This is a genomic window from Psychrobacter sp. YGAH215, assembly GCF_007280595.1.
Lineage (GTDB): Bacteria > Pseudomonadota > Gammaproteobacteria > Pseudomonadales > Moraxellaceae > Psychrobacter > Psychrobacter faecalis.
Window position 1 is genome coordinate 1 of sequence record NZ_VKLR01000013.1, and the last position, 26306, is coordinate 26306.

Annotated in this window: 24 protein-coding genes; 17 read left to right on the plus strand and 7 right to left on the minus strand. The window is 43.1% G+C overall.

What is annotated here, in order from left to right:
• Positions 1-64: 64 nt before the first annotated feature.
• The 4 genes from FOR85_RS12635 to FOR85_RS06975 all read left to right on the plus strand — a co-directional run bounded on the left by FOR85_RS12635 (position 65) and on the right by FOR85_RS06975 (position 3160).
• Entirely contained in the window at positions 65-415 is a 351-nt protein-coding gene (locus tag FOR85_RS12635) for an IS630 transposase-related protein (RefSeq protein ID WP_190295518.1), read from the plus strand.
• Entirely contained in the window at positions 390-914 is a 525-nt protein-coding gene (locus FOR85_RS12640; RefSeq protein WP_190295519.1) for an IS630 family transposase, read from the plus strand. Before FOR85_RS12635 ends, FOR85_RS12640 begins: the two co-directional genes overlap by 26 nt.
• 231 nt (positions 915-1145) lie before the next feature.
• Positions 1146-2159: a hypothetical protein gene (locus FOR85_RS06970; protein ID WP_144297310.1), complete on the plus strand. Its 1014-nt coding sequence runs from the start codon at positions 1146-1148 to the stop codon at positions 2157-2159.
• A gap of 392 nt (positions 2160-2551) precedes the next feature.
• Positions 2552-3160 (plus strand): class I SAM-dependent methyltransferase, encoded by a 609-nt coding sequence (locus FOR85_RS06975; RefSeq protein ID WP_144297311.1) that lies wholly within the window; start codon positions 2552-2554, stop codon positions 3158-3160.
• Positions 3161-3270: 110 nt separating this feature from the next.
• Here FOR85_RS06975 and lptG read toward each other — a convergent pair whose 3' ends face one another.
• On the minus strand, positions 3271-4512 hold the full coding sequence (gene lptG, locus FOR85_RS06980; protein ID WP_144297312.1) for an LPS export ABC transporter permease LptG: 1242 nt from the start codon (positions 4510-4512) through the stop codon (positions 3271-3273).
• Positions 4512-5801, minus strand: coding sequence for an LPS export ABC transporter permease LptF (gene lptF, locus FOR85_RS06985; protein ID WP_144297313.1), 1290 nt, complete (start codon positions 5799-5801; stop codon positions 4512-4514). Before lptF ends, lptG begins: the two co-directional genes overlap by 1 nt.
• Before the next feature lie 611 nt (positions 5802-6412).
• On the opposite strand from lptF, the gene FOR85_RS06990 reads away from it, so the two are divergent.
• The 3 genes from FOR85_RS06990 to sstT all read left to right on the plus strand — a co-directional run bounded on the left by FOR85_RS06990 (position 6413) and on the right by sstT (position 10003).
• Positions 6413-8065, plus strand: a complete 1653-nt coding sequence (locus tag FOR85_RS06990; RefSeq protein ID WP_144297314.1) for a leucyl aminopeptidase — start codon at positions 6413-6415, stop codon at positions 8063-8065.
• Between the two features lie 50 nt (positions 8066-8115).
• Complete coding sequence (locus FOR85_RS06995; RefSeq protein WP_144297315.1) at positions 8116-8604, plus strand: DNA polymerase III subunit chi; 489 nt, start codon at positions 8116-8118, stop codon at positions 8602-8604.
• 196 nt (positions 8605-8800) lie between these two features.
• Positions 8801-10003: a serine/threonine transporter SstT gene (sstT, locus tag FOR85_RS07000; protein ID WP_068407337.1), complete on the plus strand. Its 1203-nt coding sequence runs from the start codon at positions 8801-8803 to the stop codon at positions 10001-10003.
• A gap of 137 nt (positions 10004-10140) precedes the next feature.
• Here sstT and FOR85_RS07005 read toward each other — a convergent pair whose 3' ends face one another.
• Complete coding sequence (locus tag FOR85_RS07005; protein WP_144297316.1) at positions 10141-10464, minus strand: chaperone modulator CbpM; 324 nt, start codon at positions 10462-10464, stop codon at positions 10141-10143.
• 143 nt (positions 10465-10607) lie between these two features.
• Positions 10608-11630, minus strand: coding sequence for a DnaJ C-terminal domain-containing protein (locus tag FOR85_RS07010; protein ID WP_144297317.1), 1023 nt, complete (start codon positions 11628-11630; stop codon positions 10608-10610).
• Positions 11631-12097: 467 nt separating this feature from the next.
• On the opposite strand from FOR85_RS07010, the gene FOR85_RS07015 reads away from it, so the two are divergent.
• A complete protein-coding gene (locus FOR85_RS07015; protein WP_144297318.1) occupies positions 12098-12460 on the plus strand; it encodes a septal ring lytic transglycosylase RlpA family protein in 363 nt (120 codons plus the stop codon).
• A gap of 140 nt (positions 12461-12600) precedes the next feature.
• On the opposite strand, the gene FOR85_RS07020 is transcribed toward FOR85_RS07015, so the two are convergent.
• The gene (locus tag FOR85_RS07020) at positions 12601-14667 is read right to left on the minus strand and encodes an ATP-binding cassette domain-containing protein (protein ID WP_144297319.1); all 2067 of its coding nucleotides are present in this window, start codon (positions 14665-14667) and stop codon (positions 12601-12603) included.
• A gap of 569 nt (positions 14668-15236) precedes the next feature.
• Here FOR85_RS07020 and erpA point away from each other — a divergent pair.
• From erpA to FOR85_RS07065, 9 genes are all read left to right on the plus strand, one after another.
• On the plus strand, positions 15237-15617 hold the full coding sequence (gene erpA, locus FOR85_RS07025) for an iron-sulfur cluster insertion protein ErpA (RefSeq protein WP_068407319.1): 381 nt from the start codon (positions 15237-15239) through the stop codon (positions 15615-15617).
• Between the two features lie 369 nt (positions 15618-15986).
• Positions 15987-16343: a roadblock/LC7 domain-containing protein gene (locus tag FOR85_RS07030; protein ID WP_144297320.1), complete on the plus strand. Its 357-nt coding sequence runs from the start codon at positions 15987-15989 to the stop codon at positions 16341-16343.
• A 296-nt stretch (positions 16344-16639) separates the two neighbouring features.
• Positions 16640-18214, plus strand: a complete 1575-nt coding sequence (gene gshA / locus FOR85_RS07035) for a glutamate--cysteine ligase (RefSeq protein WP_144297321.1) — start codon at positions 16640-16642, stop codon at positions 18212-18214.
• A gap of 85 nt (positions 18215-18299) precedes the next feature.
• Entirely contained in the window at positions 18300-18812 is a 513-nt protein-coding gene (locus tag FOR85_RS07040; protein WP_144297322.1) for a disulfide bond formation protein B, read from the plus strand.
• Positions 18813-19233: 421 nt separating this feature from the next.
• Positions 19234-19866: a copper resistance protein NlpE N-terminal domain-containing protein gene (locus FOR85_RS07045; protein WP_144297323.1), complete on the plus strand. Its 633-nt coding sequence runs from the start codon at positions 19234-19236 to the stop codon at positions 19864-19866.
• 196 nt (positions 19867-20062) lie between these two features.
• A complete protein-coding gene (gene mpl, locus FOR85_RS07050; RefSeq protein ID WP_144297324.1) occupies positions 20063-21553 on the plus strand; it encodes a UDP-N-acetylmuramate:L-alanyl-gamma-D-glutamyl-meso-diaminopimelate ligase in 1491 nt (496 codons plus the stop codon).
• A gap of 379 nt (positions 21554-21932) precedes the next feature.
• Positions 21933-22187, plus strand: coding sequence for a GlsB/YeaQ/YmgE family stress response membrane protein (locus FOR85_RS07055; RefSeq protein WP_068408390.1), 255 nt, complete (start codon positions 21933-21935; stop codon positions 22185-22187).
• Between the two features lie 225 nt (positions 22188-22412).
• Positions 22413-22967 (plus strand): peptide deformylase, encoded by a 555-nt coding sequence (gene def, locus FOR85_RS07060; protein WP_144297325.1) that lies wholly within the window; start codon positions 22413-22415, stop codon positions 22965-22967.
• Positions 22968-23127: 160 nt separating this feature from the next.
• Positions 23128-24303, plus strand: a complete 1176-nt coding sequence (locus FOR85_RS07065) for a type III PLP-dependent enzyme (RefSeq protein ID WP_144297345.1) — start codon at positions 23128-23130, stop codon at positions 24301-24303.
• A 100-nt stretch (positions 24304-24403) separates the two neighbouring features.
• On the opposite strand, the gene FOR85_RS07070 is transcribed toward FOR85_RS07065, so the two are convergent.
• The gene (locus FOR85_RS07070) at positions 24404-25315 is read right to left on the minus strand and encodes a hypothetical protein (protein WP_144297326.1); all 912 of its coding nucleotides are present in this window, start codon (positions 25313-25315) and stop codon (positions 24404-24406) included.
• An 82-nt stretch (positions 25316-25397) separates the two neighbouring features.
• Positions 25398-26228, minus strand: a complete 831-nt coding sequence (gene dapB / locus FOR85_RS07075; protein ID WP_144297327.1) for a 4-hydroxy-tetrahydrodipicolinate reductase — start codon at positions 26226-26228, stop codon at positions 25398-25400.
• Between the last annotated feature and the right edge of the window lie 78 nt (positions 26229-26306).

Consider the following 26306-nt stretch of genomic DNA (forward strand, 5'->3'; position numbering starts at 1 on the left):
CTATAGTGCATTAAGTATAAAAATGTTATAAGATAAAACATCTCAACAGATATACTCAATTATCATGACTTACTCACTAGATTATCGCAAACAAGTTCTTAAAAGCTTAGCAGATGGCATGACCTTTGCCGAGGCAGCCTCTTTTTATGACATTAGTCCAACCACTATTCAAAAGTGGAAGAAACGGCTGCATAGTAAGAGCACACGCAATGTTACGCCATCAAAAATACCGGATAATGCACTACGCAAAGACGTTGAGCGTTACCCTGATGACTATCACTATGAGAGAGCAAGACGGTTCAACTGTACTGCCCCAGCCATTTGTGAGGCTTTAAAACGCCTAGGCATCAGTCAAAAAAAAGACCTTAGAGCATCCAAAAGCATGTCCAATAAAAAGAGCGGCGTATCAGAGTAAGCTTGATAACTTTAAACAGCAAGGTTATCCCATTGTGTATATGGACGAAAGCGGTTTTGAAAGCCAGACCATTCGTCCTCATGGTTATGCACCGATAGGCAAACCCTGTATCGACAGCTACAACTGGCAAGGTAAAAAGCGAACCAACGTCATTGGGGCTCTATATGAAAAGATGCTATTTGCACTGGATTACTTTGAACACAACATTAACAGCGGCATATTCTACGATTGGTGCAAACACACCCTAATCCCAAGCCTTAAAACCAAATGCGTGATTGTCATGGATAACGCTCGGTTTCATAAAAGTAGACGTATCCAAAAATTACTGAACAGGCATGGTCATCGTATCCTATGGCTGCCGCCGTACAGCCCAGACTTGAACCCTATTGAGAAAAAATGGGCTCAAGTGAAGTTTCTACGCCAAGGGTGGATGGAAAATGACTTATCCAAATTATTTTATGATGTTTGTCCTAGCCATAACACTTTTGTTTTGAACTGACTATATTATGTAGAAAAGATAGCTAATTCAATTATTATACAAACACCTGCTACTGTTAGATTAAATAAGAGATGGGCTGAGTTCAGTAGACCTAGTCATGAGTTTGAAGATCGAATTTGGGATGAAAAAAGAAACCTATATATTTCAATTAATTCTTACTCTGAAGAAACTGCATTGACTGATTTACAGACGTATTCCTATGGGTTTTTCCGTGGACAGAAAGTTGACCACATGAATGTTAATTTTATTCCTAGTAGAATAGATTATTATGGTTTCAATGCTAAAGAAGCGCTTCAAATTGATAGAAATAAATGGCAGCAATATTTTCTACAAAAACTTATAGATGAAGAATATTTTAACGAGTTATTTAAAAGTCTAATAGATGAACAAACTACTTTAGTAGAGAAACAGTTTAAAAATAAAAAAGTCATTAGTGCATATAATAGAATGTTTGGCTTCGACAGTAAGAAATACTATAATAATAACTCATGGAGAAGTCTAAAATTCTTTAATGAAAAAGATACTATATTTGGTAAGAAAGTATTTAAAAAAAATAATTTTAAAAAATTACTATCAGTTGATAAATTACATTTAAAATTTGATATCAGGCATAGCTTCAATATTGCGAGTAAGCCTAGTATTATAGTTGAGGAAAAAGAAATAATAACTAGCATAAGCGAACATAGTTTTTTTGTGCGGTTGTTTATTGAAGAGTGGTATGCGATTGGTGGAAATCATGAAGTGCTAGAGAAGGATGGATGCGTAGAGATGAAGTTCTCCAGAGATAAGGAGCATGAGTTTGACAATACTTTATTACTTTATCTAAAAGGTCTATTAAGCAATGCTAGAAGAATTGCTCTTATTCCTCATAAAGCTGAAACTATAAGTGAATTACAACCTTATAAAGGATTAATTTGTTCTAGTGAAGTTCACCGAAACTACTTTAGAACTGACGATAAAAATAAAACTGAATCTTTGCTAATACCTTTCTTCTCTTTCAAGAATAGTGACGAACTAACAGTAATTACGGTGGAATCACTTGATGTGATTATTGATGCTGTATGGAATGAGAAGAAAGAAACAAGTAAAGAGGTTAAGCGAGAAGAAATAGAGCAGCTTTATAATGACTTAATAAAAATGGTAGATAATAAAATGCAGAACAACGATGATTGGAGAGAAGCAAGAGAAAGAAGTAAAGAGTTTAGAAGTTTTGACAGCTCTATGCTATCTAAATATGATAAATAAACTCGTATTTGGTTATCTTTATTTTGAATTACACCTCACTATCTATGCGTAAGATGCAGCCATTAAAATTTTAGTGAAAAACATATTCAACCTGAATCAAACTAGGTTCTTTAGCCGTGACTGTCGCGGTATCCTGTGCATCTGAGCGGGTTGCGGGCACTTGGCTGAAGGTAGTATCGCTGAGCAGGAATGCCATCAGCCAATAGTGACCGCCCCGCTTGGAGGTACAGATATAAGCAAAAGGCGCAATTCGCTCAACTCAAAAATCCTGCAATCCCTACTGCAAACTCCCTCTTTTCTCGTTACAATAGCCTCAATAAAGTGCATCATGATATGCACACTGTCCGATTGAGCAGTGCCCCCCTTTTACTTATCCAATATCTGAGAATCCCATGAGCCATAAGCCTCCTGCTGACCTATTAAAAAGCGCCGAACACTGGCGTGAAGACATTCATTTTCGCCAAGATGTGCTGGGCAAGCCGTTTGATTTTGCGACCACGTGGGGTATTTTTTCACCGCAAAAGCTCGATGATGGCAGTTTGATGCTGCTTGATTACGTGGATTTTCAAGCGGATGACGATTCGATAGATTTGGGCTGTGGCTATGGCGTGCTTGGTATGACGGCGGCGCGTGAATGCCCGAATGGTCTGCATACCTTGATTGATAAAGACTTTATGGCGGTAGAATATGCGCGCCGTAATTGCGAGAAAAACGGTCTAAAAAATGTCGATGTGCATTTATCAAATGGCTTTAACCATGTGGCAAAAGACAAAGACTTTAGCCTTGTAATGTCGAACTTGCCGGCCAAAGTAGGTAAAGAGCAGCATTATCTGTATTTCCTTGATGCTTATGCGCGCATGCGTCAAGGTGGGCGTTTTTATGTAGTGACAATCAATGGTTTACGTCAGTTTATGAAGCGCTCGTTTACCGAAGTATTTGGCAATAGCGAAAAGGTTAAACAAGGTAAAACCTATACCATTACCATGGCGACCAAAGACTAAGCTTAAGCAACTTAAAAGCTGCACAAAAAATCCCGCTAACACGATGATGTGTTAGCGGGTTTTTTTACCTAAATTTTTAGAACTATATTTTTACAATTATATTTTTAAAACTACATTTGCCGCTTCAACAAATACCCGCCCAATATTGCACTGGCGATAATCGGTAATAGCACCATTAATAATGGCGAAAAACCAGTCGCCAATGAGACAAAGCCAACCAAGTCTTGCACATAACTAAACAGCAAGCCAAATAGTAATGCCACGACGATACGCAAGCCCAAGCTATGCGTACGTAGTGAACCAAAGACGAATGAGCAAGCAACAATCACTAGCGATAAAATCGATAGTGGTGACAGTAGCTTTTGCCAAAATGCCAACTCATGACTTAACGAGCGCGTGCCTTGCTGGCGCATAAATTGGCGATGCTCATATAATTGAGTCAATGACAAATCTTCGGCCTTACGAGTGAGTAAATACACCGACTCAGGCGCGAAGGGCAAACTCAAGGTATCTGACGGTGCGATAGCTTGGCTACTCTCAAAGCCCTGACCAATCATCAGCTTGGTCATATTATTCAGCTGCCACTCGTAACGGTATTGCTCGCTCGGTTTGCTGCTATTAGTATCTATTGCTTCGCGGCCGATATATTTGCCGCCCTCGGCATGAATAGCCGTTTGCAGATTGCCATTATTGTCTAAATGCCAACGTTTAACTTCGCCGATATTGCCTTTCACATCGGCATAATCGATATACAAAATATCGCTGCCATCTGGCTTGGCACTGCCGTCTTTTGTACTCTCAAAGCGTGGCTGTACTGTCCAATAACCGCGTACCGAGGTGACAAGCGAGCTATTGTCTTGATCGTTAATTTCTTGCGCTAATTGATTAGAATGCGGTAGGACAAACTGATTAATCACCAATGCCAATAGCACAAAAATCAAGGCCGGCTGCAACACCCAACCGACGATACGATAAACACTGACGCCAGCGGCGCGCATGACGACCAGCTCACTTTTATTGGCAAGTAAACCCAAACCAACCACCGCACCAAGTAACGCACCCGTTGGGATAAATTGCTCTAAGAAGTACGGCGAGCGATAAAAAATATATTTAATCGCCTCGCCCATCGTATAGTTATCATCTAACGAATCCAGCTCAGACAAATAAGAAAATACCAGCTGCAATGCCCACAAGCCTATAACCGCGCCGATGATGGCGAGCAAAGCATTAAGCTTGACGTAATGGCTCAGCACCTTTAGATTGGTTGGTTTTGGCGCAAGTTTTAGCTTAGGGCTGGGCGAATTTGGCTTTGATGAATTAGAATTTGATGATTTAGAGAATAAAGCGCTCATTAGGATTGTCCTCCTTGTGAGCCATTGCTTTTATGGTCAATATTGCCTTGATGCTCGCTAACGGTTAACAGCTCATCTGGTTTGCGAAAGCGCAAACGGTGCTGGACGCGGCTGCCCCAATTCATATAAAGCGCCAAAGCCATGAACCCTAAAACCAGCCATGCATACGCCCAAACGCTAACACTGCCTTTACTCACCGCGTTTTTGAGTGAAATAATGCCAAGCGCACAGCTGACAAACAATAAAATCGATGGGAATAGACGCAACCAGCGACCTTGACGCGGACGTACTTGCGCCAGTGGCACGGCGAGCATCGGTGCGATAATCATGAGCCAAGGCAAAGCCAGACGATAGCCAAGCTCCCCTTGCGCCGCTCGAAGTGCGTTTTCACTATTTACTGCTGTACTGCCCGTTGCGGCTTGCCATAATGGACCTATCGCTTGGGTTTCGATATTGGCTTCGGTGATGACCTCTTTGGAGGATTCGGTCAAGGTGATACGGTAGCGATCAAAGCCCACTTGGTTGTATTTTAGACTGCCTGCGCCGACTTCATAACGGCGACCTTGGAACAAATCTAGTTGAGTAACGCCGCTACTGCCGGTATCTACTTGCTGAGCGCGTTTGGCAAGGGTAATGGTATCTTTACTGATAGCATTGTTGCTTGTAAGCGCGTTTGGCAGCTCTGGGATATTTAATTGCTCAGCGGTTTCTGGGTCGATATTATTATTTACATCAGCGGCCGCGTTTTTCGCCGTACTGCCTTTGGCTTTAGGCTCAGATTGAATCAATATCACATCTTGCAATTGTTTTTTATCATCGCTCAAGCTGCCGACATACAAATGATAATTGCCACTACTGATAAACTGATTGGGACGTATCAAATCAAAGGCACTGGTCAACGCTTGCTGTTGCCACACGCTCTCCGATGAGCGTACGCCCCACGGTTTTCCAACAATAGATAAGGCCGCCTCTCCAACAAATAATGCCAATATCAGCGGCGTCATCAACCGCCCAAGCTTACCACGCGACACGCCGCTGGCATTAATCACCGCCATCTCTTGGTCGACGTATAAGCGCCCGAATACTAGCATGAGTGCGATAAAAAATGCCAATGGCAGGATAAGCTCTAAAAAGTAGGGCAAATTATAACCAATGATGGTAAATAATAAGCTGATGTCTAAATTGCCTTCTGCGGCAATACCAAAATAACGGATTAAACGGCCGCCGAGCATCATCACCACTAAAAACCCCAACACCAAAGCGGTCGTTGAGGCAACTTGTTGAGTCATATAGCGGCGTAATATCACAATAGGCACTCTTTAAAAAAGGTTGGTATGCGCACAATTTAGCGCAGTTTGACTGGCGCTACGTTATAAATAGTAGCGATAAAGATAACCGCTAATCCTAGCATATTTTGCTCAAAAATGGCTGTGAAATGTGTTGGAAAACATTGTATGCATCTTGCTATAAGCCTTGATTGTTTGGTTCATAATAGCTAAAACTAACAAAGCCTACAGCGTATATTATTTATAAGAATACCTTAATCTATGGATGAATCTGTTAACTATTTACGCCGTATGTTTGCTTTATACTATTTAGCAAAGTTTGTTTGTCCTTGGTATCCTTTGCCGCGCTTTTTTAGGTTTTGTTGCTAAACTACTGTTTCTGCCAAATTTAAATGGTACAAATACTTTAAACAGCACAAATAAATAGGTAGTCGATTCAAAAAAATATAGAATTGCTATATGGATAGCGACGCCGCGCTCGCTGCGCACTCGCCTCGCAATATGCTACACTATTGTGCTAGCTGCATAAGTAACGGCATTTAAAAAGTATTATTTTAAAAAGCACGAATACATTAATAAAACACGCATTTCATAACTCTAATAAGGATAACTATATGAATATTAAATTAACGCAAACCCTGCCAAAAACCCATACACAAAAAATACTTAAAAAAGAAGCCAAAAGTAAAGACGCTGCCTGTCTTGTGGTGCTCATCGATGATAAGAAAAACATCTTAGCTGAAGCGCAATTGAGCGATTATCAAAGCCGTATTGCGCAATTGATGGAAGTATCACATTTTAACGGTAAAGCCTGCGAAACCGTCGCTGATTATGCGCTCGCTGGCGACAAGAAAACCACGAAAGAAAACCCAGTACAGCTATTACTCGTTGGTGTGGGTAATCTTGATAAGCTTGGTCACAGCGTATTGCAAAAAATCGCCAATACCATCTATCAAAGCACGCAAAAACGTGTTGACTCTATCACCGTTGCTTTAGATGATGCGCTAGAAGAAAATCATTTCAGCCAGTTTGCCCTTAATTTACTGGCAGCAAGCTACCGTTTTGATAAATACAAATCTGAGCAAAGCACGCCTGTTTTAACCGACATCTATTTATTGGCTGACGAGTCATTAGAAGCTGCGTTAACATTTGCCGAAGCGGTATTCGCTGGTCAAAGCTTGACCCGTGATGTCGCCAATGAGCCGGGCAATATCTGTTTCCCTGCTTACATGGCCGAACAAGCCGAAGCGCTTGCTAAAGCTTATCCTGACTTATTAAAAGTCACCGTCTTGGGTGAAGATGAGATGTCAGCGCTGGGTATGAACTGCTTCTTAGCGGTTGCCCAAGGTTCAGCCAAAGAAGGCAAATTGGTATTGTTAGAGTACCGCGGTAAATCTAACTTTAGCGCTAAAGTCGGCGCTAGCAAAATCGCCAATAGTGGTGCAAAAGTAACAGGCGGTCTAAAAGCCTTAGCGGATAAATTACCGACCAAAGCTACTAGTAAAAAATCTGACAAAAACAGCGATGTAAAAACTGTCAATGATGATGCGCCTATCGTCTTAGTCGGTAAGGGCGTGACCTTTGATTCAGGCGGTATCTCAATCAAACCTGGTGCGGCGATGGATGAGATGAAATTTGATATGGGCGGTTCAGCATCGGTACTTGGTACGATTAAAGCTTTATGTGAAGCGCGTCTCCCGATTAACGTCGTTGGTGCCTTAGCTTGTGCGGAAAACATGCCATCAGGTGATGCCACGCGCCCAGGCGATATCGTCAAAGCCATGAACGGCAAATCGGTTGAAATCTTAAATACCGATGCCGAAGGTCGTTTGGTGTTAGCCGATACATTATGCTACGTCCAGCGCTATCAGCCAAAAGCCATTATCGATGTGGCAACGTTGACCGGCGCTTGTGTGGTTGCCTTAGGTCACGTGCGCTCAGCGGTATTTAGTAATGACGAAGACGTGTTATTTGAATTAGAAAACGCCAGTCATTTATCGGGCGATTTAATCTGGCATATGCCGTTAGATGATGAGTATCAAACACAGCTTGACTCGCCTATCGCCGATATGCAAAACATCGGTGGTAAAGGTGGCGGGGCTATCACAGCTGCTTGCTTCTTATCGCGCTTCGTTGAAGAAGGTCAAGCATGGGCGCATTTGGATATCGCTGGTACGGCATGGAACTCAGGTAAAGACAAAGCAGCAACTGGTCGCCCTGTTCCGCTATTTATGCAATACCTCAAAAACAGCGCAAACAATGCCTAAGCCGTTATCAATAATCTATCGGTGAAAAACCAATTTATGAACATAAATTTATGAACATCAGTTTTTATATTTTAAGTGAGAGTAAAGCCCAAGATATCTTGGGCTTTATTTGTCAATTGACCCAAACCGCGCTGAATAAAAGCGCTCAGTCGCTGTTGATTCTCATTGATAAAGATGATGAATTGCTATCGACACTTGATGAAGCGCTATGGTCATATGATGCCGCAAGCTTTATACCACATCAGCGACTTTTGGTATCTACCATTTCTAACCTTAACGATGCTAGTAAATCTGTGCAAGAGAATAACGAGGCATTAGCCCCTGTTTTACTTAGCAGTTATATGCCAGCGGATTTTAAAGGTATTGTCCTAAATACCACCATCCATCCTGTCAATCGTTTTATGGCAGCGACCAATAATGCCCAGCCTACTCGGGTGCTTGAGCTGATAAAACCTGACCCTGAGAGTACGCAAGAAGGTCGGCATAAATACAAAGCCTATCAACGATTGGGCTACGAGCTGACCCATTTTAAGGTTTAAGCTATAAAATCCCTTTATTTCTCGTCCTAAAAAACACTTCTATTTTTTCACATTGCGCACTTTTACTTCACCTTATGTGTTTAGGTAGGCATGGGTTAAAGGTAGGCGTTTATCTTAAAAAAATGCTACCATCCTTCGATTACTTTTCCGTTCTATTATAAATTTTATATTTATTGACAAAGTCGAGGGTGTATAGATGCGTTCATTGATTGCGATGTACCAGCGTATAGGGCTGGTGCCGCTTATTATTATCGGTTTAATATTAGGCGTTTTGATTGGCTGGCTGGCACCAAATATCGGTGTTGCGCTGGGCCTATTAGGGACGCTATTTGTCGGCGCGCTAAAAGCAGTCGCGCCGATATTGGTCTTTATTTTGGTCATGGCAGCGATTAGCCAACATCGCAGTGGCAATGAGGTGTATGTCAAACCGGTGCTGATTATGTATATGTTTGGCACTTTTTTGGCAGCACTGACCGCCGTTGGCGCAAGCTTCTTATTCCCAACCGAGCTGATATTGGTCAATGCCAACATTGAGCAAGTACCCCCTGCTAACCTGCAAGAAGTACTCACCAACTTGCTGATGAATTTGGTTGCCAACCCTGTGCAGGCTATCGCTGATGCCAATTATATTGGTATTTTAGCGTGGGCAATCATCATTGGTTTTGCCCTACGTCAAGCCAGCGATACCGCGCGGGCGGTGGTCAGTGATTTTTCTGATGCCATCTCGCAAGTGGTCAAATGGGTCATTGCGCTAGCGCCATTTGGTATTTTAGGCTTGGTTGCCAATACCGTCGCTGAGACAGGCTTTGCCGCGCTAGCAGGTTATGCGCGCATCTTGATGGTACTGGTCGGTTGTATGTTGTTTATTGCGCTGGTGGTCAACCCTATTATCGTCTTAGTTAAGACGGGTAAAAACCCTTTCCCACTGGTGTTTACTTGCCTGCGTGAATCGGGGATTACCGCGTTTTTTACCCGTTCATCAGCCGCTAACATTCCGGTTAATATGAACCTTGCGCGTAAATTGGGTCTACACGAAGACACTTATTCAGTCACCATTCCATTAGGTGCAACCATCAATATGGCCGGCGCGGCGATTACTATTAACGTCTTAACGCTAGCAGCAGCGCATACCCTTGGTATCGAAGTAAGCTTTGCCTCAGCGCTACTACTAAGTTTGGTCGCAACAATTAGTGCTTGCGGCGCTTCTGGTGTGGCTGGTGGTTCTCTACTTTTAATTCCATTAGCTGCGAGCTTATTTAGTATTCCAAACGACATCGCCATGCAAGTGGTGGCAATTGGCTTTATCATCGGGGTGGTACAAGATTCCGCTGAAACTGCCTTAAACTCATCAACAGACGTCTTATTTACCGCTGCCGCTGATCCAAAATATGCGCGTTAGTTGTTAGTTGTTAGTTGTTAGCTGTTAGTTATTGACGTTGGTTTTAATGAAAAACCGTCATTTTTAAAGCGGTATTTGTAATAGTATAAAGGGTCTCATTTAGAGACCCTTTTTTATGGATAATAATAAGACGTTGGCTATTTTAAATGCTCGACGTCTACTTCAATCACCGGCATCTGCATATCAAGCTGGCGCTTTAATTGGCGCAGCTGCTCAACCTCATCTAGTAACTCCAGTATCAAACCAATCGCCGGCACGCTGGCTTCAAAGTCGCGGCTGAGTCGCGAGGCACGGCGTACGGTTGTCAGCTGATAACCGGTAAATTGCTGACGCTCTGGTACATCATATTCGATAATATTTTCTTCAAGCAATTCGATGACCCATTGGCGCTCTTGCCCACAGGCAGATACAAGCTCATCTAGGCTCAAGATAATGTCGGTAAATTCAGGCGAATGTTTCATAATGATTATCCTCGTTTGCGCTTTATTTTATCGTATGGTCTTTATCTCTATTACAGGGCGATTATTCATAATTCATCACAGTTAAAAACTGATAGCACCAATCGTTAATAATAGCTGTTAATATCAGACGTTAATACCCGTCGTTAACGGCTGATACTGGTATCAGCAAACGCTTCTTTAAGCTGTTCATAAGCTTTTATGGCCGCTTCGCTGCTGACATCAGGATTGACGATATTTAGGGTCAGATATAGATTGCCCGCTTGCTTCGCAGGAATACCTTTACCTTTTAGGCGTAAATTGCTACCTGATTTGCTGTTTTTAGGAATCGTTACTCCAAGCGAGCCGGCGGGAGTATTAACGGTAATTTTTTCACCGAGCGCTGCTTCCCAAGGCGCAATATTAACGGTTTGATAAACATCGGCGCCTTCAATACGGATATTATCAGCGTGACTGATTTTAACCTTTAAAAATAAATCGCCGTTTTTACCACCGCCGATACCAGCTGCCCCTTGTCCTGCTAAGCGGATTTGCTTGCCATCGGTGATGCCTTTAGGAATTTTTATTTTAAGGGTTTTATTTTCATAATCGACACTACCATTTGGCTGACGAACGGGCACATTTAACTTGATGCTATAGTCATCACCGCTATAGACCGAGGCCAAATCCACGGTAATCTCTGCATGTTGGTCTTGACCTTGACTGTCTTGCGCGCCAAAACCGCCGCCAAACTGCTCAAAGCCGCTGCTTTGTGAGCGGCCACCAGTTTGCCCACGCGCACCGCGACCAAAGGCTGAAAAGATATCATCGAAGCGAAAACCGCCATTGTCATAAGCTTGACCTTCACCAAACTGGTCTTTGATGTCTTCCCAGCGAAAACCGCCTTGACCGCCAGCGCCCGCAGATTGGCCACCAAAACCGCCAAAACCACCAGCGCCGCCTGCACCAGCAAAAGGATTGTCTAGCATGGCATCGTATTCTGCGCGCTTATCTTTATCTCTAATGGTTTCATAAGCATTGTTGATTTCCGCGATTTTGTTATCAGCGTCTGGATCATCACTGACGTCAGGGTGATATTGGCGTACCAGCTTACGATATTTCTTTTTAATCTCAGCATCACTGGCATCTTTTTTGACGCCCAAAATGTCATAGTAATTTTTCTCTGCCATGTTATTTTTCCTCAATATAAAAGCCTTTGAATAAGACTGCTATGCCAATATAAACGAAACGATGGACCGGGTTGTATGAGAGCGATATAACGCATATAAATATAACGTCTGGTCATTATCATTGTTATTGTCATCTACATATCATCATAACAATAATAAACCGCCAACAATACCAACCCAAACTGTTAGACAAATAAATAGTTACCTTAAGTATAAAGGCTATATTTATAAGTAATAATGGAGATATTGTTAACAAAATTAAAGAGTGGTTAATAGGATTGAGCAGTGGAGAATCATAGACTTGCAGGCAAAACAGCGCCATTTTGACCTTAGTAGTTCTTTTACATACCTGTAAGGGTATAACAAGCTCTTTCTTGTAAAATGCCTTTATTATTTGTACTCGCAGGGAGTATGGATAACATAGGCAAGAGTATCTGTCTATCTCATCAACAAGAAATAGGTATTAAATGTCTTATTTAATCAAGTCTTTAGTCATCACTTTATCGCTGCTGATAAGTACGACCGTTTTTGCCGGCAACACCAGTTATTACGGTAGTAAGTTCCACGGCAAACGTACCGCAAGTGGCAGTATCTTCAATATGAACTCCCTCACCGCCGCGCATAAGACGCTGCCGTTTGGTACGAAGGTACAAGTGACCAACAAAAAGACAAAGCAGAGCGTGATCGTAAAAATTACCGATAGAGGACCTTATATTAAAGGTCGTATTTTGGATTTATCGAAAGCCGCTGCTGGTCAAATAAACTGTGAACTTTGCACAACTACTATGAAAGTACTGTCTTATGGAGATGGTAAATACCGGATGGAATAATGGCATAAAAAAGGGAGAGCTTAGGCTCTCCCTTTTTTTATATCGACGAGTTTTTATAGTCCCTATATTTATAGCCACTATATATAGTCACTATGTTAGGCGCTTAAACAATCACGCTGTCACCCTACCTTGACAATTTTTTATTGAAAACGCGCTTCCATTTCTTCTAAATTTGTCATCGCTAGCAATAGCTTTTCTTCATTGTCGCTATGCTGCTGCTGGAGCGCGGTTTGCTCATCTAACAACAGCAATAAATCAGCCTTGCGGCTTTCTTCGTACAGCTCAGTATCGGCAAGCTTGGTTTCTAAACTGGCCATTTTTTCATCGATTTTAGCCAAGGCTTTTTCTGTATTTTCAATCTCACGGCGTATCGGTGCGGTGAGCTTACGCTGCTCGGCGGCCAATTTGCGCTGCTCTTCTTTGCTAATCAAAGGCTGGGCGGCTTTATTATTTGCAGGTGCAGTCGACGCTTTACTATTTATTTGATCTAATTGGCTGACTGATGGTTTGGTTATTTGACTGTTTGCCGAACCTGTATCTGTTTCACGTGAAACAGATTTCTTATTGTCTTTTTTGTTCTTTTTCTTACTGGTATTTTTGTCCGAGGCATTTTCTTGTTTGCGCTTTTCTGCTAGCCATTTACCGTAGTCGCTGATATCGCCATCGAACTCATCGATTTGGCCGTCATGCACTAAAAACAGCTCGTCGCAGACATTGGCAATCAGCTCGCGATCATGCGATACCAACACCACTGCCCCTTTAAACCCTTGCAGGGCGATGGTCAGAGCCTGACGCATTTGTAAGTCTAAATGGTTGGTTGGCTCATCGAGAACCAGCACGTTTGGACGCTGCCAAACGATTAATGCCAAAGTCAAACGCGCTCGCTCGCCACCAGAGAATAGCTCACTTGCGGTATCGATACGGTCGCCGCGAAAGTCAAAACTACCAAGGAACGAGCGCAGTTCGGCATCAGAGGTTTTACCTGCTAGGCGGCGCAACATTTGCATCGGTGTCGCTGCCGCATCTAAAGTATCCATTTGATGCTGATTAAAATAGCCAAGCTTTAAGGTGTCAGAGACGCGATAGCTGCCTGATAAAATACCAATTTCACCAACCAAGGCTTTAATCAAAGTCGATTTACCAGCGCCATTCATTCCCAACAAACCAAGGCGAGTTTCGGGCGTCACTTGGACGTTGGCATTATGCAAAAGCGGCGTCTCGCTATAGCCGATATCAGCATTGCTCATTTCTATCAGCGGCGAGCTCATATTGGCCGGCTCATAAAAGCGGAACGAGAACGGATTGTCCGCCATCATCGGCGACAGCTCTGCCATGCGCTCAAGCTGCTTAATACGGCTTTGTGCCTGTTTGGCTTTACTGGCCTTGGCACGGAAACGACGAATAAAATCATCCAAATGCGCTTTGGTCGCTTGTTGCTTCTCAAACGCTTGTTGCTGCTGCGCCATACGCTCGTGACGGGTACGGATAAACTGCTGATAATTACCTGTATAAAGGGTGATTTTTTGTTGTTCGACGTGCAAAATATGCCCGACGGTGGCGTCCAAAAACGCTTGGTCGTGCGAGATAACAATCACCAAACCGGTATAAGCATTAATCCAGGTCTCAAGCCAAAGAATGGCGTCCAAATCCAAATGGTTGGTTGGCTCATCAAGGAGCATTAAATCGGCGCGGCTCATCAAGGTTTTGGCAAGGTTTAAACGCATACGCCAGCCACCCGAGAACCCTTCAACGGGCAATTCATGCTGACTGGTCTTAAAACCAAGACCTGCCATGATTTGGGCCGCTTTGGTCGGCGTCCGATAACCGTCAATCTCATCAAACTGCTGATGCAAAACGCCAATCTGATCGTCACTGACACTGCTTAAATCATTTAACGCCGCATTAATCTCATACCACTGCTCATCACCGCTTAGCACATAATCTATCGCCGTCTGCGTGCTCGCCCCGACTTCCTGCGCCATGTGCGCCACCTGCCAGCTATCAGGAATGCTGACTTCGCCTCTATCAAGCGTCACTTCGGTATCGCCGGTGCCCATTTGCGTCAATAATAAGGCAAACAAGGTGGATTTACCGGTGCCGTTATTGCCCGTCAAGCCAACTTTGTGGCCCGGATGGAGCTGAAAGCTTGCCCCTGCAAACAACTCACGACCATCACGGCGAACGCCAACGTCTTTAAATTCGATCATATAATTTCTTCATCTCAACAATAATATAAAACATAAGGCAATAAAAACATCCGTCTGGCATGTTTACAGGCGGCTATTATTTCAAACGCTTGGCGCATAGGCAAACGATTAAATAACTATTTTAAATTCAATCCTTTATACGGCTAAAAACCACTTGCTATTATAATAGCTTACGAACGATTAAAAATTTGGTAATTAAAACCGCTATTTGACATGTAAAACTACTATATAGTTGCAAACCCTGCTGTCACCCTTGACAAATCAATCAGCACCCCAATTATGTTATACTAGTAAAACACTATTGACATCATGCAGTTAGGTATTTGAAATTGGGCCTTTAAAGTTAAGTAGCGGCCGCAGTGCTATTCGCCAAACCGCTATGCCACAATATTTCAATGCTAAGTTATATTGCTAAAATGTTACATTACTAAATGCCTTAACAAATATAAAAAATTTTACCGTAGCCTAGGCGTTATTAGCCGCTACTTATCAGTCGCCCTATCCAGTATAAATAGACGACCTCGCAGAAATAAAAAATAAATCATTTGATTTTAGCAACTGAGGTAGATATGAACGAATCAGCCAATCAATTTAATCCAAGTACAAGTCAACCAGTCGACCCAACCGCCTTAAACCTGACCGATAGCGCGGCAAAAAAAGTACGTCGCCTACGTGAAGAAGAAGGTGATAGCAATCTTATGCTGCGTGTCTATGTGACGGGCGGCGGCTGTTCAGGTTTCTCTTATGGCTTTAACTTTGCCAATGAGCTCAATGAAGATGATGCCAATTTTGATAATGACGATGTGACCTTAGTCGTCGATTCGCTAAGCTATCAATATTTGCAGGGCTCGACCGTCGACTATACCGAGGGCTTAGAGGGCGCACGCTTTATCGTCACCAACCCAAACGCCACTACGACTTGCGGCTGCGGTTCATCGTTCTCACTTTAAGTAAGTCGAGATAATAGTTTCGTTATAGAAGTAGCCTAGTCAAGCAATACAGTCCTTTTGGATAAAACTTAGTATACAATCGTAAACTGAAAAAGTCGTTTTTGACCGATAGTCTGGTAAAAAGCGGCTTTAGTCGGTTTGCGATTGTTTTTTTTATGGGAATGTGCTTAAATACCACCTTCTTTTGAGTAGCTAGTCTAATCAATCTGTTGTATGAGTGAGCGCTTAACCTGTTTGTAAAGCTTATGCTTGCGAGCCTTTTATTAAAAGATTGTTGTTAGAAGATTTTTTATTAAAGGATTTTGCTCATAAAGAATAATCACTAAAAAATAATCCTATCTCTATCCCAAATTATTAAGGTACACCCTCATGGCTAAGTTATCTCTTGACGCATTAAACGACATTGACGGCTTTATCGCCGCTGCGCTAGTAGACAGCGAATCTGGTCTTGCAATGGCTACTCTTGGCTCTGGTATCGACCTTGATCTAGCAGCGGCTGGCAACACCGAAGTACTACGCTCTAAGCGCAAAGTAGCAGCAGCGTTAGGCTTAAATGAGAACATCGAAGACATTCTTATCACTTTGAGCAAGCAGTATCATTTGCTACGTCCACTAGTACGTAATGACAATTTGTTTTTATACCTTGTACTTGACCGTCAAAAAGCAAACCTTGCAATGGCGCGTCATATTTTAAAAGGTTTCGAGACTGAATTAGAATTCTCGTAAGCCTGTTTATATTAAGTAATGAGTTATCTAAAGCATCTACCTGATAAGTAGATGTTTTTTTTGTTTTCTAGGTATTTACTTTAAGCCATTAAATTTGGTTAATAACTGCGCGGAGCCGCCATCTTTACAAGTCAAATAACCGTTATTTGAGCGCCAGTGAAGCTTACTGTATTTGTAATTGTACGTGGTTTTTGGGGCGGCTTTGGGCTAAACTGACGTGATTCTATAACCCATTTTTGCGGTTGCACAGCGATTGCGTGGCGACCGACCATAACTAATAACAACAGATGATTATTATGAGTAATTTTGCGAGCAGCTTTGTCGATTTTAAAATTCCAAACTGGTTTGATAGCAAGCATTTAAGCGGCATGCTGCGCGGTATTGAAAAAGAAGGGCTGCGGGTTAAACCTGATGGCTACTTGGCACAAACCCCACATCCAGCCAAGCTTGGCTCCAAGCTCACGCATCCATTTATCACCACCGATTACTCTGAAAGTCTGCTCGAACTTATTACTGACCCAAAGACTTCTCCAAAAGAAACGCTAACCATGTTGCGCCAATTGCATTTATTGGTTTATCAAGGTATGCCTGAAGGCGAGCTGATGTGGCCATTGTCAATGCCGTGTATGCTGTCATCAAAAGATGAAGATATTCCGCTAGCAGACTATGGCAGCTCTAATACGGGTAAGCTAAAAACCCTCTATCGTAGTGGACTTGGTATCCGTTATGGTCGCCGTATGCAGACGATTGCTGGTTTACATTATAACCTGTCATTTGGCGATGATTTATTTGCCGCATGGCAAGCGCAAACGCCAAACACGCAAGATTTGACCCTGACAGAATTTAAAAATGACAAGTATCTGGGATTGATTCGTAACTTTAAACGTCTGACCAGTTTGGTACTGTACTTATTAGGGGCAAGCCCTAGCGTTTGTCCGTGCTTTGTGTCAGGTATCGACCATGATCTTGAGCTGCTCAATGACTCAACCTACTATAGACCGACGGCGACCAGCCTACGTATGGGCAAGCTTGGCTATACCAACAGCGTGCAAGAACATCTCGATATTCGTTATAATAATTTGCCCGAGTATATCAAAGGACTGCGCCGTGCGATTCAGACCCCGCATGCAAGCTTTGAGAAACTTGGCTTAGATGATGACGACGGTAATCCGATACAAATCAATGACCATATTCTACAAATAGAAAATGAATACTATAGTCCGATTCGCCCCAAACAAATCGCGATGAGTGGCGAGAGCCCAACCGAAGCGCTTGAGCGCCGCGGTATCGCTTACGTTGAGTTTCGTGCTATTGACCTTGACCCTTATAGCGATATTGGCATTCGTTTATCTAGCGCCTGCTTTTTAGAAGTGATGGCATTGTACTGCCTGCTCAGTGATTCGCCAGAGCTGCTGCCAGCAGAAGAAGAAGCGTTGGCGGTTAATGTCGAGCGCGTGGTCAACGAAGGTCGCCGCGAAAACTTGCAAATCATTAATAATGGTGATGAGCAAACCCTTGAAAGCTGGATGCTTATGCACTTAAGCCGTATGCAGCCATTGGCAGAGCTGCTTGACGCGCATTATGGTGGTAATGAATATCGGACAGCGGTTGCCTTGATGCAAGGTAAAGCGGGGCATCCTGAGTCAACCATCTCAGCACAAGTGAACTCGGATAGTGAACGTTTGGGTAGCTTGTGGCAGCTTGGCTTTACTTTGGCGCAGCAGCATCGTGAGTCGATATTACAGCAGACGTTGAGCCCAAACACCCAAGCCAAATATGAAGTACTTGCCGAAAAATCTATCTTGCAGCAGGCAGAGCTTGAAGCTGCCGAAACCGAAGATTTTATGGAATTTTTACAACAGTACCGTTAATGGTTGATTAATTTGACCTTTTAACAGTCTACTTTTTGTTAGTTTTATCCTATATCAATGAGCACTTTATAAGAGTATTCGCCCCATGCGACAGCTGACCACTTACCGTAATCTACAAGTGTTTTTAGTAATCATGGCCGTGATCGGCATGAGCTTTGCGCTATTTTTCTTACAGCGTTATATGGGGTTTTCGCCTTGTCCGCTATGTATCTTTCAGCGCATCGGTCTGATGGTTATGGGCGGCTTTGCTTTGATTGCCGCTATATTTGACCCAAAATCAAAAATCGTCCGCTTACTATTGTGGCTTGGCAGTTTGGCAGGTATTGGCTGGGCAGCAGTAGTTGCCGGTCGGCACGTATGGCTACAGCATTTGCCCGCCGACCAAGTGCCCTCATGTGGACCCGGCTTAGATTATTGGCTTGATACCCTACCGATGCAGCAAGTATTAAAAGAAGTATTTGCCGGCTCTGGTGAATGCGCGTCTATTGAGTGGACGTTTATGGGTTTGAGTATCCCTGAGCAATCTTTGATTTTATTTAGCGTTTTGATATTGGTACATTTGCTGATTTTGTGGCGTATCGTGCGTCCTGCCCGCTAACCTGCTTCTACTACCCTTATGAGTAGCCAATAACCGTCCTGCACAATGCATGGACGGTTATTTTTTTGGCTCATATTTCAGGCGTTTTTAGCACGGTTAAAGCCATAGGGTTTAATTAACGACACGCTCTAGTCACTTTTACACTTTGATATATCCAAGGTGTTTATTTACCCTAATGGAATAACGGTAGTCTTAATTGCACTTTAAACGTATATAGCCAGTGTTTGCAAGCCCTCAACGTGAGGTTTTTTATCAGAATTATGAGGTTTATCACATAATTTAACGAAGTTAGGGTAGCAAGCGCTGCCTGTTGGCGCTAAGATTGTCCCTCACAATTTCTTTAACTTTTACCAAGACTTTAATTAGTTATCCTACTGACAAGGCTGAAACTCACTATTAAAAAATGTTTTTTGGTAACGCTATGATTACTCTCTTACCCTATTCCTCCGCTGCAATTACCGCTATGAGACGCTGTACGCGCCCCTTGCTAGTGTTGCCGCTCTGTTTGCTACTCATGAGCTGTGATAGCGCCTCATCTTCTGCGACTGCCAATAACACAACAACGCAAGGTGCTCAGACTACTAATACGGTGGCACTTGCTGACTTGCAGGATATTGATGTTCAAAACAATCTGACCGACGCTGCAGTGAATGAGACAAATAATGCAGAAGGCCAATCACTGATAGCAGCGGCAAACTCAAGTGATAACAGTCGCCGCGCGCCGATAATTTCGGCCGCCAGTAGCGACAGCAGCTTACAAGCCACCTTGATGGGCGATTATGGCGGTGTGGTACCGTGCGCTTCTTGCGATAATATCGAGATTACCTTAAATTTGTTCGCTGATGGCTCTGTGCTAAAAACCAGTGTTTTTAATAATGCGGCGCCGACCGTTCCGCCTTTGTTAGAATCAGGGGTTTATCGCCAAGATGACGATAAAATCACCATCGTTTATGAGAGAAAAAACATCGAAACCTATAAAATCAGTGACAACCATTTGATTATGATGCACACTGATGCCAATCTTAACGATGACTACACCCTTTCTCGTAAATAAATAACTGCCTACCTCAACCAAATTGAGAGTCCACACAACGCCTACTGACTAGGCGTTTTTTATTGGTCATCTTATGGTGTTTACTTTACAATGAGGCTTTGATTATTGAGCTGTCTACTAAACTGCCTGCTGCACCACTACCTGTTGGCTGACATTCAAGCTCAATCTCCTTTTTTTAAGCGTGTACGGAACGTCTATGCATATTCATATTCTTGGTATTTGCGGTACTTTTATGGGCTCGCTGGCGTTACTGGCGCGCAGCCTTGGGCATACGGTCACAGGCTCAGACGCCAATGTCTATCCACCGATGTCCACCCAACTTGAAAATGCAGGCGTGACCATTGCCGAAGGTTATTTGGTCGAGCATTTGCAGCCAGCGCCTGATTTGGTGGTGGTTGGTAATGCCATGAAGCGTGGCATGGATGTTATCGAATATATGCTCGATAGCGGCCTGCGCTACACCTCAGGGCCGCAGTTCTTATCCGAGCAAGTGCTGCAATCGCGCCATGTCATTGCCGTGGCAGGTACGCATGGTAAAACCACCACGACCACCATGCTGGCGTGGATATTACATTATGCCGGTATTGATACAGGATTTTTGATTGGCGGCGTGCCCTTGGTTAATACTAGTGATGAACACCTGCAACAAGTCTTTGCCCATAGCAGCTATTTGGGTGCTGAAAAAGTCGCTGATGGCAGTGGAGGAAAAACCGGCTACTTCGTTATTGAGGCCGATGAATACGATTCAGCGTTTTTTGATAAACGCTCAAAGTTCGTCCATTATCGCCCGCGTACCGCTATTTTAAACAATCTTGAATTTGACCATGCCGATATCTTCGTTGACCTAAACGCCATCCAAACCCAGTTTCACCATATGGTGCGCATGATTCCAAGTAGTGGCAAAATCATCATGCCAGCGGCGACCATTAGCTTAGAAGAGACTTTAGCAAAAGGTGTTTGGACGCCAGTTTGGCGGACAGCGGTTATTGATAAACAGTCAGTTGATCATAAAAAAGACGAGCAGAATTTACAGCACACTAACGACTGGCAAGCCGAACTTATCAGCGCTGATGGCGGTCAATTTAGCGTCAGCTTTGCAGGGAACGATGAGCATACAGCGATCGTCGATTGGTCGATGAGCGGTATTCATAACGTCAATAATGCGCTAGTTGCGGTTGCCGCCGCTTATAATGTTGGTGTCGATATTAAAACTGCCTGCGCAGCATTATCCGCTTTCGCTGGTATCAAACGTCGTATGGAGCTGATTGGCGATGTCAACGACATCTTGGTATTTGATGATTTCGCCCATCATCCAACCGCCATTACCACCACCTTAGATGGCGCTAAAAAGAAACTGGCAGACAGACGGATTTGGGCGATTATCGAGCCGCGCAGCAACACCATGAAAATGGGCATTCACCAAGACAGCTTGGCTGAATCCGCCGTCCTCGCCGACCATACTTTATGGTATGAACCAACCGGACTTGAATGGGGCCTAAAAGACGTCGTTGATAATGCCAAAGCTAACAAGCCCAATATCGCAAGCCAGCAAGTATTGTCTAGTACCGAGGCGATTATTAGGTATATTATTAATAACGCTCAAGCGGGCGATGCGATTGTCATTATGTCGAATGGCGGCTTTGAAGGGATTCACCAGCGTCTATTGACCGCGCTGCGCAATAAATAAATCTCCACTTATATAGCAAGCGTATTAAAGCCTGATTGTTTCTAAAAGCATAGTTCGTTAAACGAGCTATGCTTTTTTTATAGCTAGTTTCCTTCCTATAGATAGCTCCTTCAACGTTTATAAGTCCATATAATTATTTGAATGATTTACACATGATAGTAATCAACGCTTGATCACGTTAGCGACTTTACTACCTTTTTAACCTGCCGTTTACCTATTTCATCTGCTTGATAGCAAATATGGCTTTTTTCTCACATAGCCCCTACACAGATAACATTTCGTCGTTACTTTTTATAGTGGCTAATGATTACAATGAATTCATCAAATAAGTAACAGATTATAAATAACCATATAAATTAAAAACATTAGGAGAATAACAATGAGCTTTATTTGGATGATTATCGTAGGTTTGGTCGCAGGTTTATTGGCACGCGCTATTAAACCGGGCAACGACCCGATGGGTTGGATTATGACCATCGTATTGGGTATCGTTGGTGCGATGCTGGGTGGTTTTGTCGCCGGCTTAATCGGTATCAATGCTGATGGCGGCTTTACCGGACTTATCTTCTCAGTAATCGGTGCGATTATCTTACTGTTTATCTATGAGATGATTATGAACAAACGCCGCGTATAACAAGCGCAAGCCATTACTCGTATTGAATTAGAGCATATGAAAAAGGTCTTACCCAGCGTAAGACCTTTTTTAATGACTGCATTTTCTATCTGAATTATTAATAGTCAGTTTTTCTTATGTTATTCCTTAAGCATAAAACACCTTATGTATTGATATGCATTACTTTTGCCCCCATTTATCTTATAATATCAGACCTATTTTATCTTTATCATTGAGGTGAGCCTTATGGCGTTACTCCCTATTTTAAGCTATCCTGACCCGCGCTTACGCACGATTGCTAAGCCTGTCAAGGAAGTTACGGCTGAAATCAAAACCTTAATCGCCGATATGATTGAGACGATGTATGATGCCCAAGGTATTGGTTTGGCGGCAAGCCAAGTCGACCGTCATATTCAGCTTATCGTCATGGATTTATCGGAAGATAAAAACAGCCCAAGGGTATTTATTAACCCGAAAGTCACGCCATTGGTAGAAGAAAAGCAGCCTTACGAAGAGGGCTGTTTGTCGGTGCCTGAAGTCTATGATAAGGTTGAACGTCCAACCAAAGTACGTATCGAGGCTTTGGATGAAAATGGCAATAAAATTGATGAAGAAGTCGAAGGCTTACTTGCCGTCTGTATCCAACATGAAATGGATCATTTAAATGGCGTCATCTTTGTCGATTATTTATCGCGTCTTAAACAAACGCGGGCGCGTGATAAAGTGCGTAAAGTGCTTAAAATACGCGAAAAACAGGGCGAGCAAATCGCGGATAAACAGCCACAAACCACCAACTCTTAATACATTTATATTTTAAGCCACGTTTGTTGTCCCATCATTATCGTTAAAAATAATGGCTTTATGATGATAAGATTGGCTTTTATATCCTAACGTTTTAATTCTCTGCTATTTTTATTCTCCGACATTCACTGTCTTCATTAAAGGTTTCCCCACCATGACCATGATCAAAATTGACCAATATTTTGACCCTGCCGGCTGGCAGAAATTTACCAAAGCTGCCGAAGGTCGCGAAACCCCGTTTTTGGTGGTCGACTTAAGCCGCATTAAAACCAAATATGCGGAAATGGTTGGTTTTTTTCCAAAGGCGAAGATTCATTATGCTATGAAGGCAAGTCCTGCGGTTGAAGTCATTAACTTATTGGCTGAGCTTGGGTCAAACTTTGACTGTGCGTCTATCTATGAGCTGGATCGGGTGCTTGATTGCGGCATTGAGCCATCGCGTATCTCTTATGGCAACACCATTAAAAAAGCGCAGCATGTCAAATATGCCTTTGAAAAAGGTATTGATTTGTATGCAACCGATTCTGAAGCGGATTTAAAAAATATCGCTAAGCACGCGCCTGGTTCAAAAGTATTTGTGCGTATCTTAGTACAAGGCTCTGAAACCGCTGAATGGCCGCTATCACGTAAATTTGGTTGCCATCCAAATATGGCGATTGACTTGTTGATTCAAGCGCGCGAATTGGGCTTGGTGCCTTATGGTATCTCGTTTCACGTCGGTAGCCAGCAAAAAGACGTCGCCGCTTGGGATGATGCGCTCGCCAAGGTCAAATATATGTTCGACTGGATGAAAAATGAGGAAGGCATTAAGTTACAAATGATTAATTTGGGCGGCGGCTTTCCGGCAAACTATATCAGCGAAGTCAATCCGGTCAAAGTCTATGCAGAAGAGATTACCAGTTATTTGACTGATGACTACAATGAAGATGAGATGCCAGAGATTATCCTTGAGCCTGGTCGTTCATTGGTTGGCGGCTCGGGTGTCTTGGTCAGCGATGTGGTGCTGATTTCGCGTAAATCAGATACGGATTTGACCCGCTGGGTATATACCGATGTGGGCTTATTCCAAGGCTTAATCGAGACTCTAGGCGAAGCAATCAAGTATCCTGTCTACACGCCTAAAATGGAAACCTCAACCAGCGAAGGCACGGTTGTATTGGCAGGGCCGACTTGTGACTCAACCGATATTATGTATGAAGAGGCGGGTTATCAGTTGCCAGAAGAGCTAGAGATTGGCGATAAAATATTTTGGTTAACGACTGGTGCTTATACCAACTCGTATTCATCGGTCGAGTTCAATGGTTTTCCGCCGTTAGACGTGGTTTATATTGATTAATTTTTAACCAATTAATATCAATAACAGTAACAAAGCGCGGTACTGCTTATCACAGTGCCGCGCTTTGTTATTTTTGCTTCGCGACAACATTAATAATCAGCTACTGTACCAATAATGAAATAGGTACGCTATTACTGCTATTTAGCGTCCTATTACTGGCATAACCTGAGCTTTGGCTTTGATTGTTTTGTGAGATTTGTCCAATATTGACCCACTGCCCGCGTGGCACGACAATAGTGCTATTCAGTCTTTGCCCTTGCACGCTATTATTATAGCCATAGCGATTATAAGAAGGATTAGCGCGCACGAGCTGTTCTTCTACTTGGGATAATGTTACTTCGACCTGCCCGTTCGGTAGTAGCCTTGGCATCACCGTAATCCCTTGCGTCGTCGGCAATAATACTTGCTGCTGAATAATAATTTGCCCCGCTAGACGTTTATAGGTCGGATAGCTATTGGCAATATAGCTTTGGTTTAATGAGTAAAGCATGCCGGTGCTGATGCTTGCTGCACTGCCAGACAAGGTTTGTACTTGATATAAATTATTACTTTGTTGTTGGCTATTACTTTGGTTGATTACGCCAGTACCTTGAATACCGTGATTACTAATAACAACCCGACCTTGCTGGATATTACCTTGGGATTGCCGACTATTACCGACACGCACAGCAACGGTCAACGCCTGCGGTTGACCGTCAATCTGACTAAGTAACTGCTGTACTTTTTGATAATTAGCAGCCGTGGTATGTAATACGAGCTTATCTTGATAAGTCGACACCGTACCGCCATCGCGACTGCTACTTAACTCTTGACGCACCGCTGGTAATAAGCTCTCGCCACCATAGGTATGAATCACATAAGTTTGATAAGCGGCCGCTTGTACGACGATTGGCAATACCGTTAAACTTAAGGTAAATGCTATCGGACACGTATAACTTATGATTTTGGTAGCTTTTATCATAGCCAGCGTACGACTAAAATAGGCTATTAGATGTTCGCTAAACTTATTCATGTCTGACTCCTAGCAGTCATTCTGCTTTATCAATAAATAACCGCTACCAAACCATCAATGAGAAACCTTAATATTTTAGGCTTTAGTCATTTAACCCTAAAACATCCTGCATGTTATATTGTCCAACTTCTTGCTTAATCACCCAAGTTGCCGCACGCACCGCACCAGCGGCAAAGGTCATGCGCGCTCGGGCACGATGGGTAATTTCAACCACTTCACCGTCAGCGATAAACATTACGGTATGATCACCGATGATTTCACCGCCGCGTATCGCATGAATGCCAATACTACCAGCTTCGCGCTCGCCCGTTTGCCCTTCGCGGCCATAAATGGCAACGTCTTTTAAGTTCTGTCCGCGCGCTTCTGCAACCGCCTCTGCCATCATATAAGCCGTGCCCGATGGTGCGTCGATTTTGTGTTTATGATGGGCTTCGATAACTTCTACATCGGCATCATTGCCAAAGGCTTTTGCGGCCATAGCGAGCAGCTTTAAGGACAAATTAACGCCCGTTGAATAATTACCTGCATAGACGATAGCGATTTGCTTACTGGCTTCTTTTAATACTTGCTCTTGTTGCTCATTAAAACCTGTGGTGCCAATCACCATCGCAACTTTATTCGCAGCGCAGATTTGCATATTTTGTTCGGTAGCATCAGGCAAGCTAAAATCAATCAGCACATCAATGTCATTAATAACGGCTTTTAAATCATCGACAATCTGTACCTCTAGGCGACCAATCGCTGCAACTTCGCCAGCATCGGCGCCGACAAGGCTTGAGCCTTGACGCTCAATCGCGGCATTTAGCGTGGTTTGTGGGTTGTCCTGTACGGCTTCAATTAACATACGTCCCATACGTCCGCCAGCACCGATGACACCAACGTTAATAGTTTGCTCTTCTGTTTGTTGACTCATATCTTGTCCTAAATGTTTTATTTTCGATAGATTGGTTATTAAATTTATGAGGATAAGTTTAGCAAATATAATGGTTAA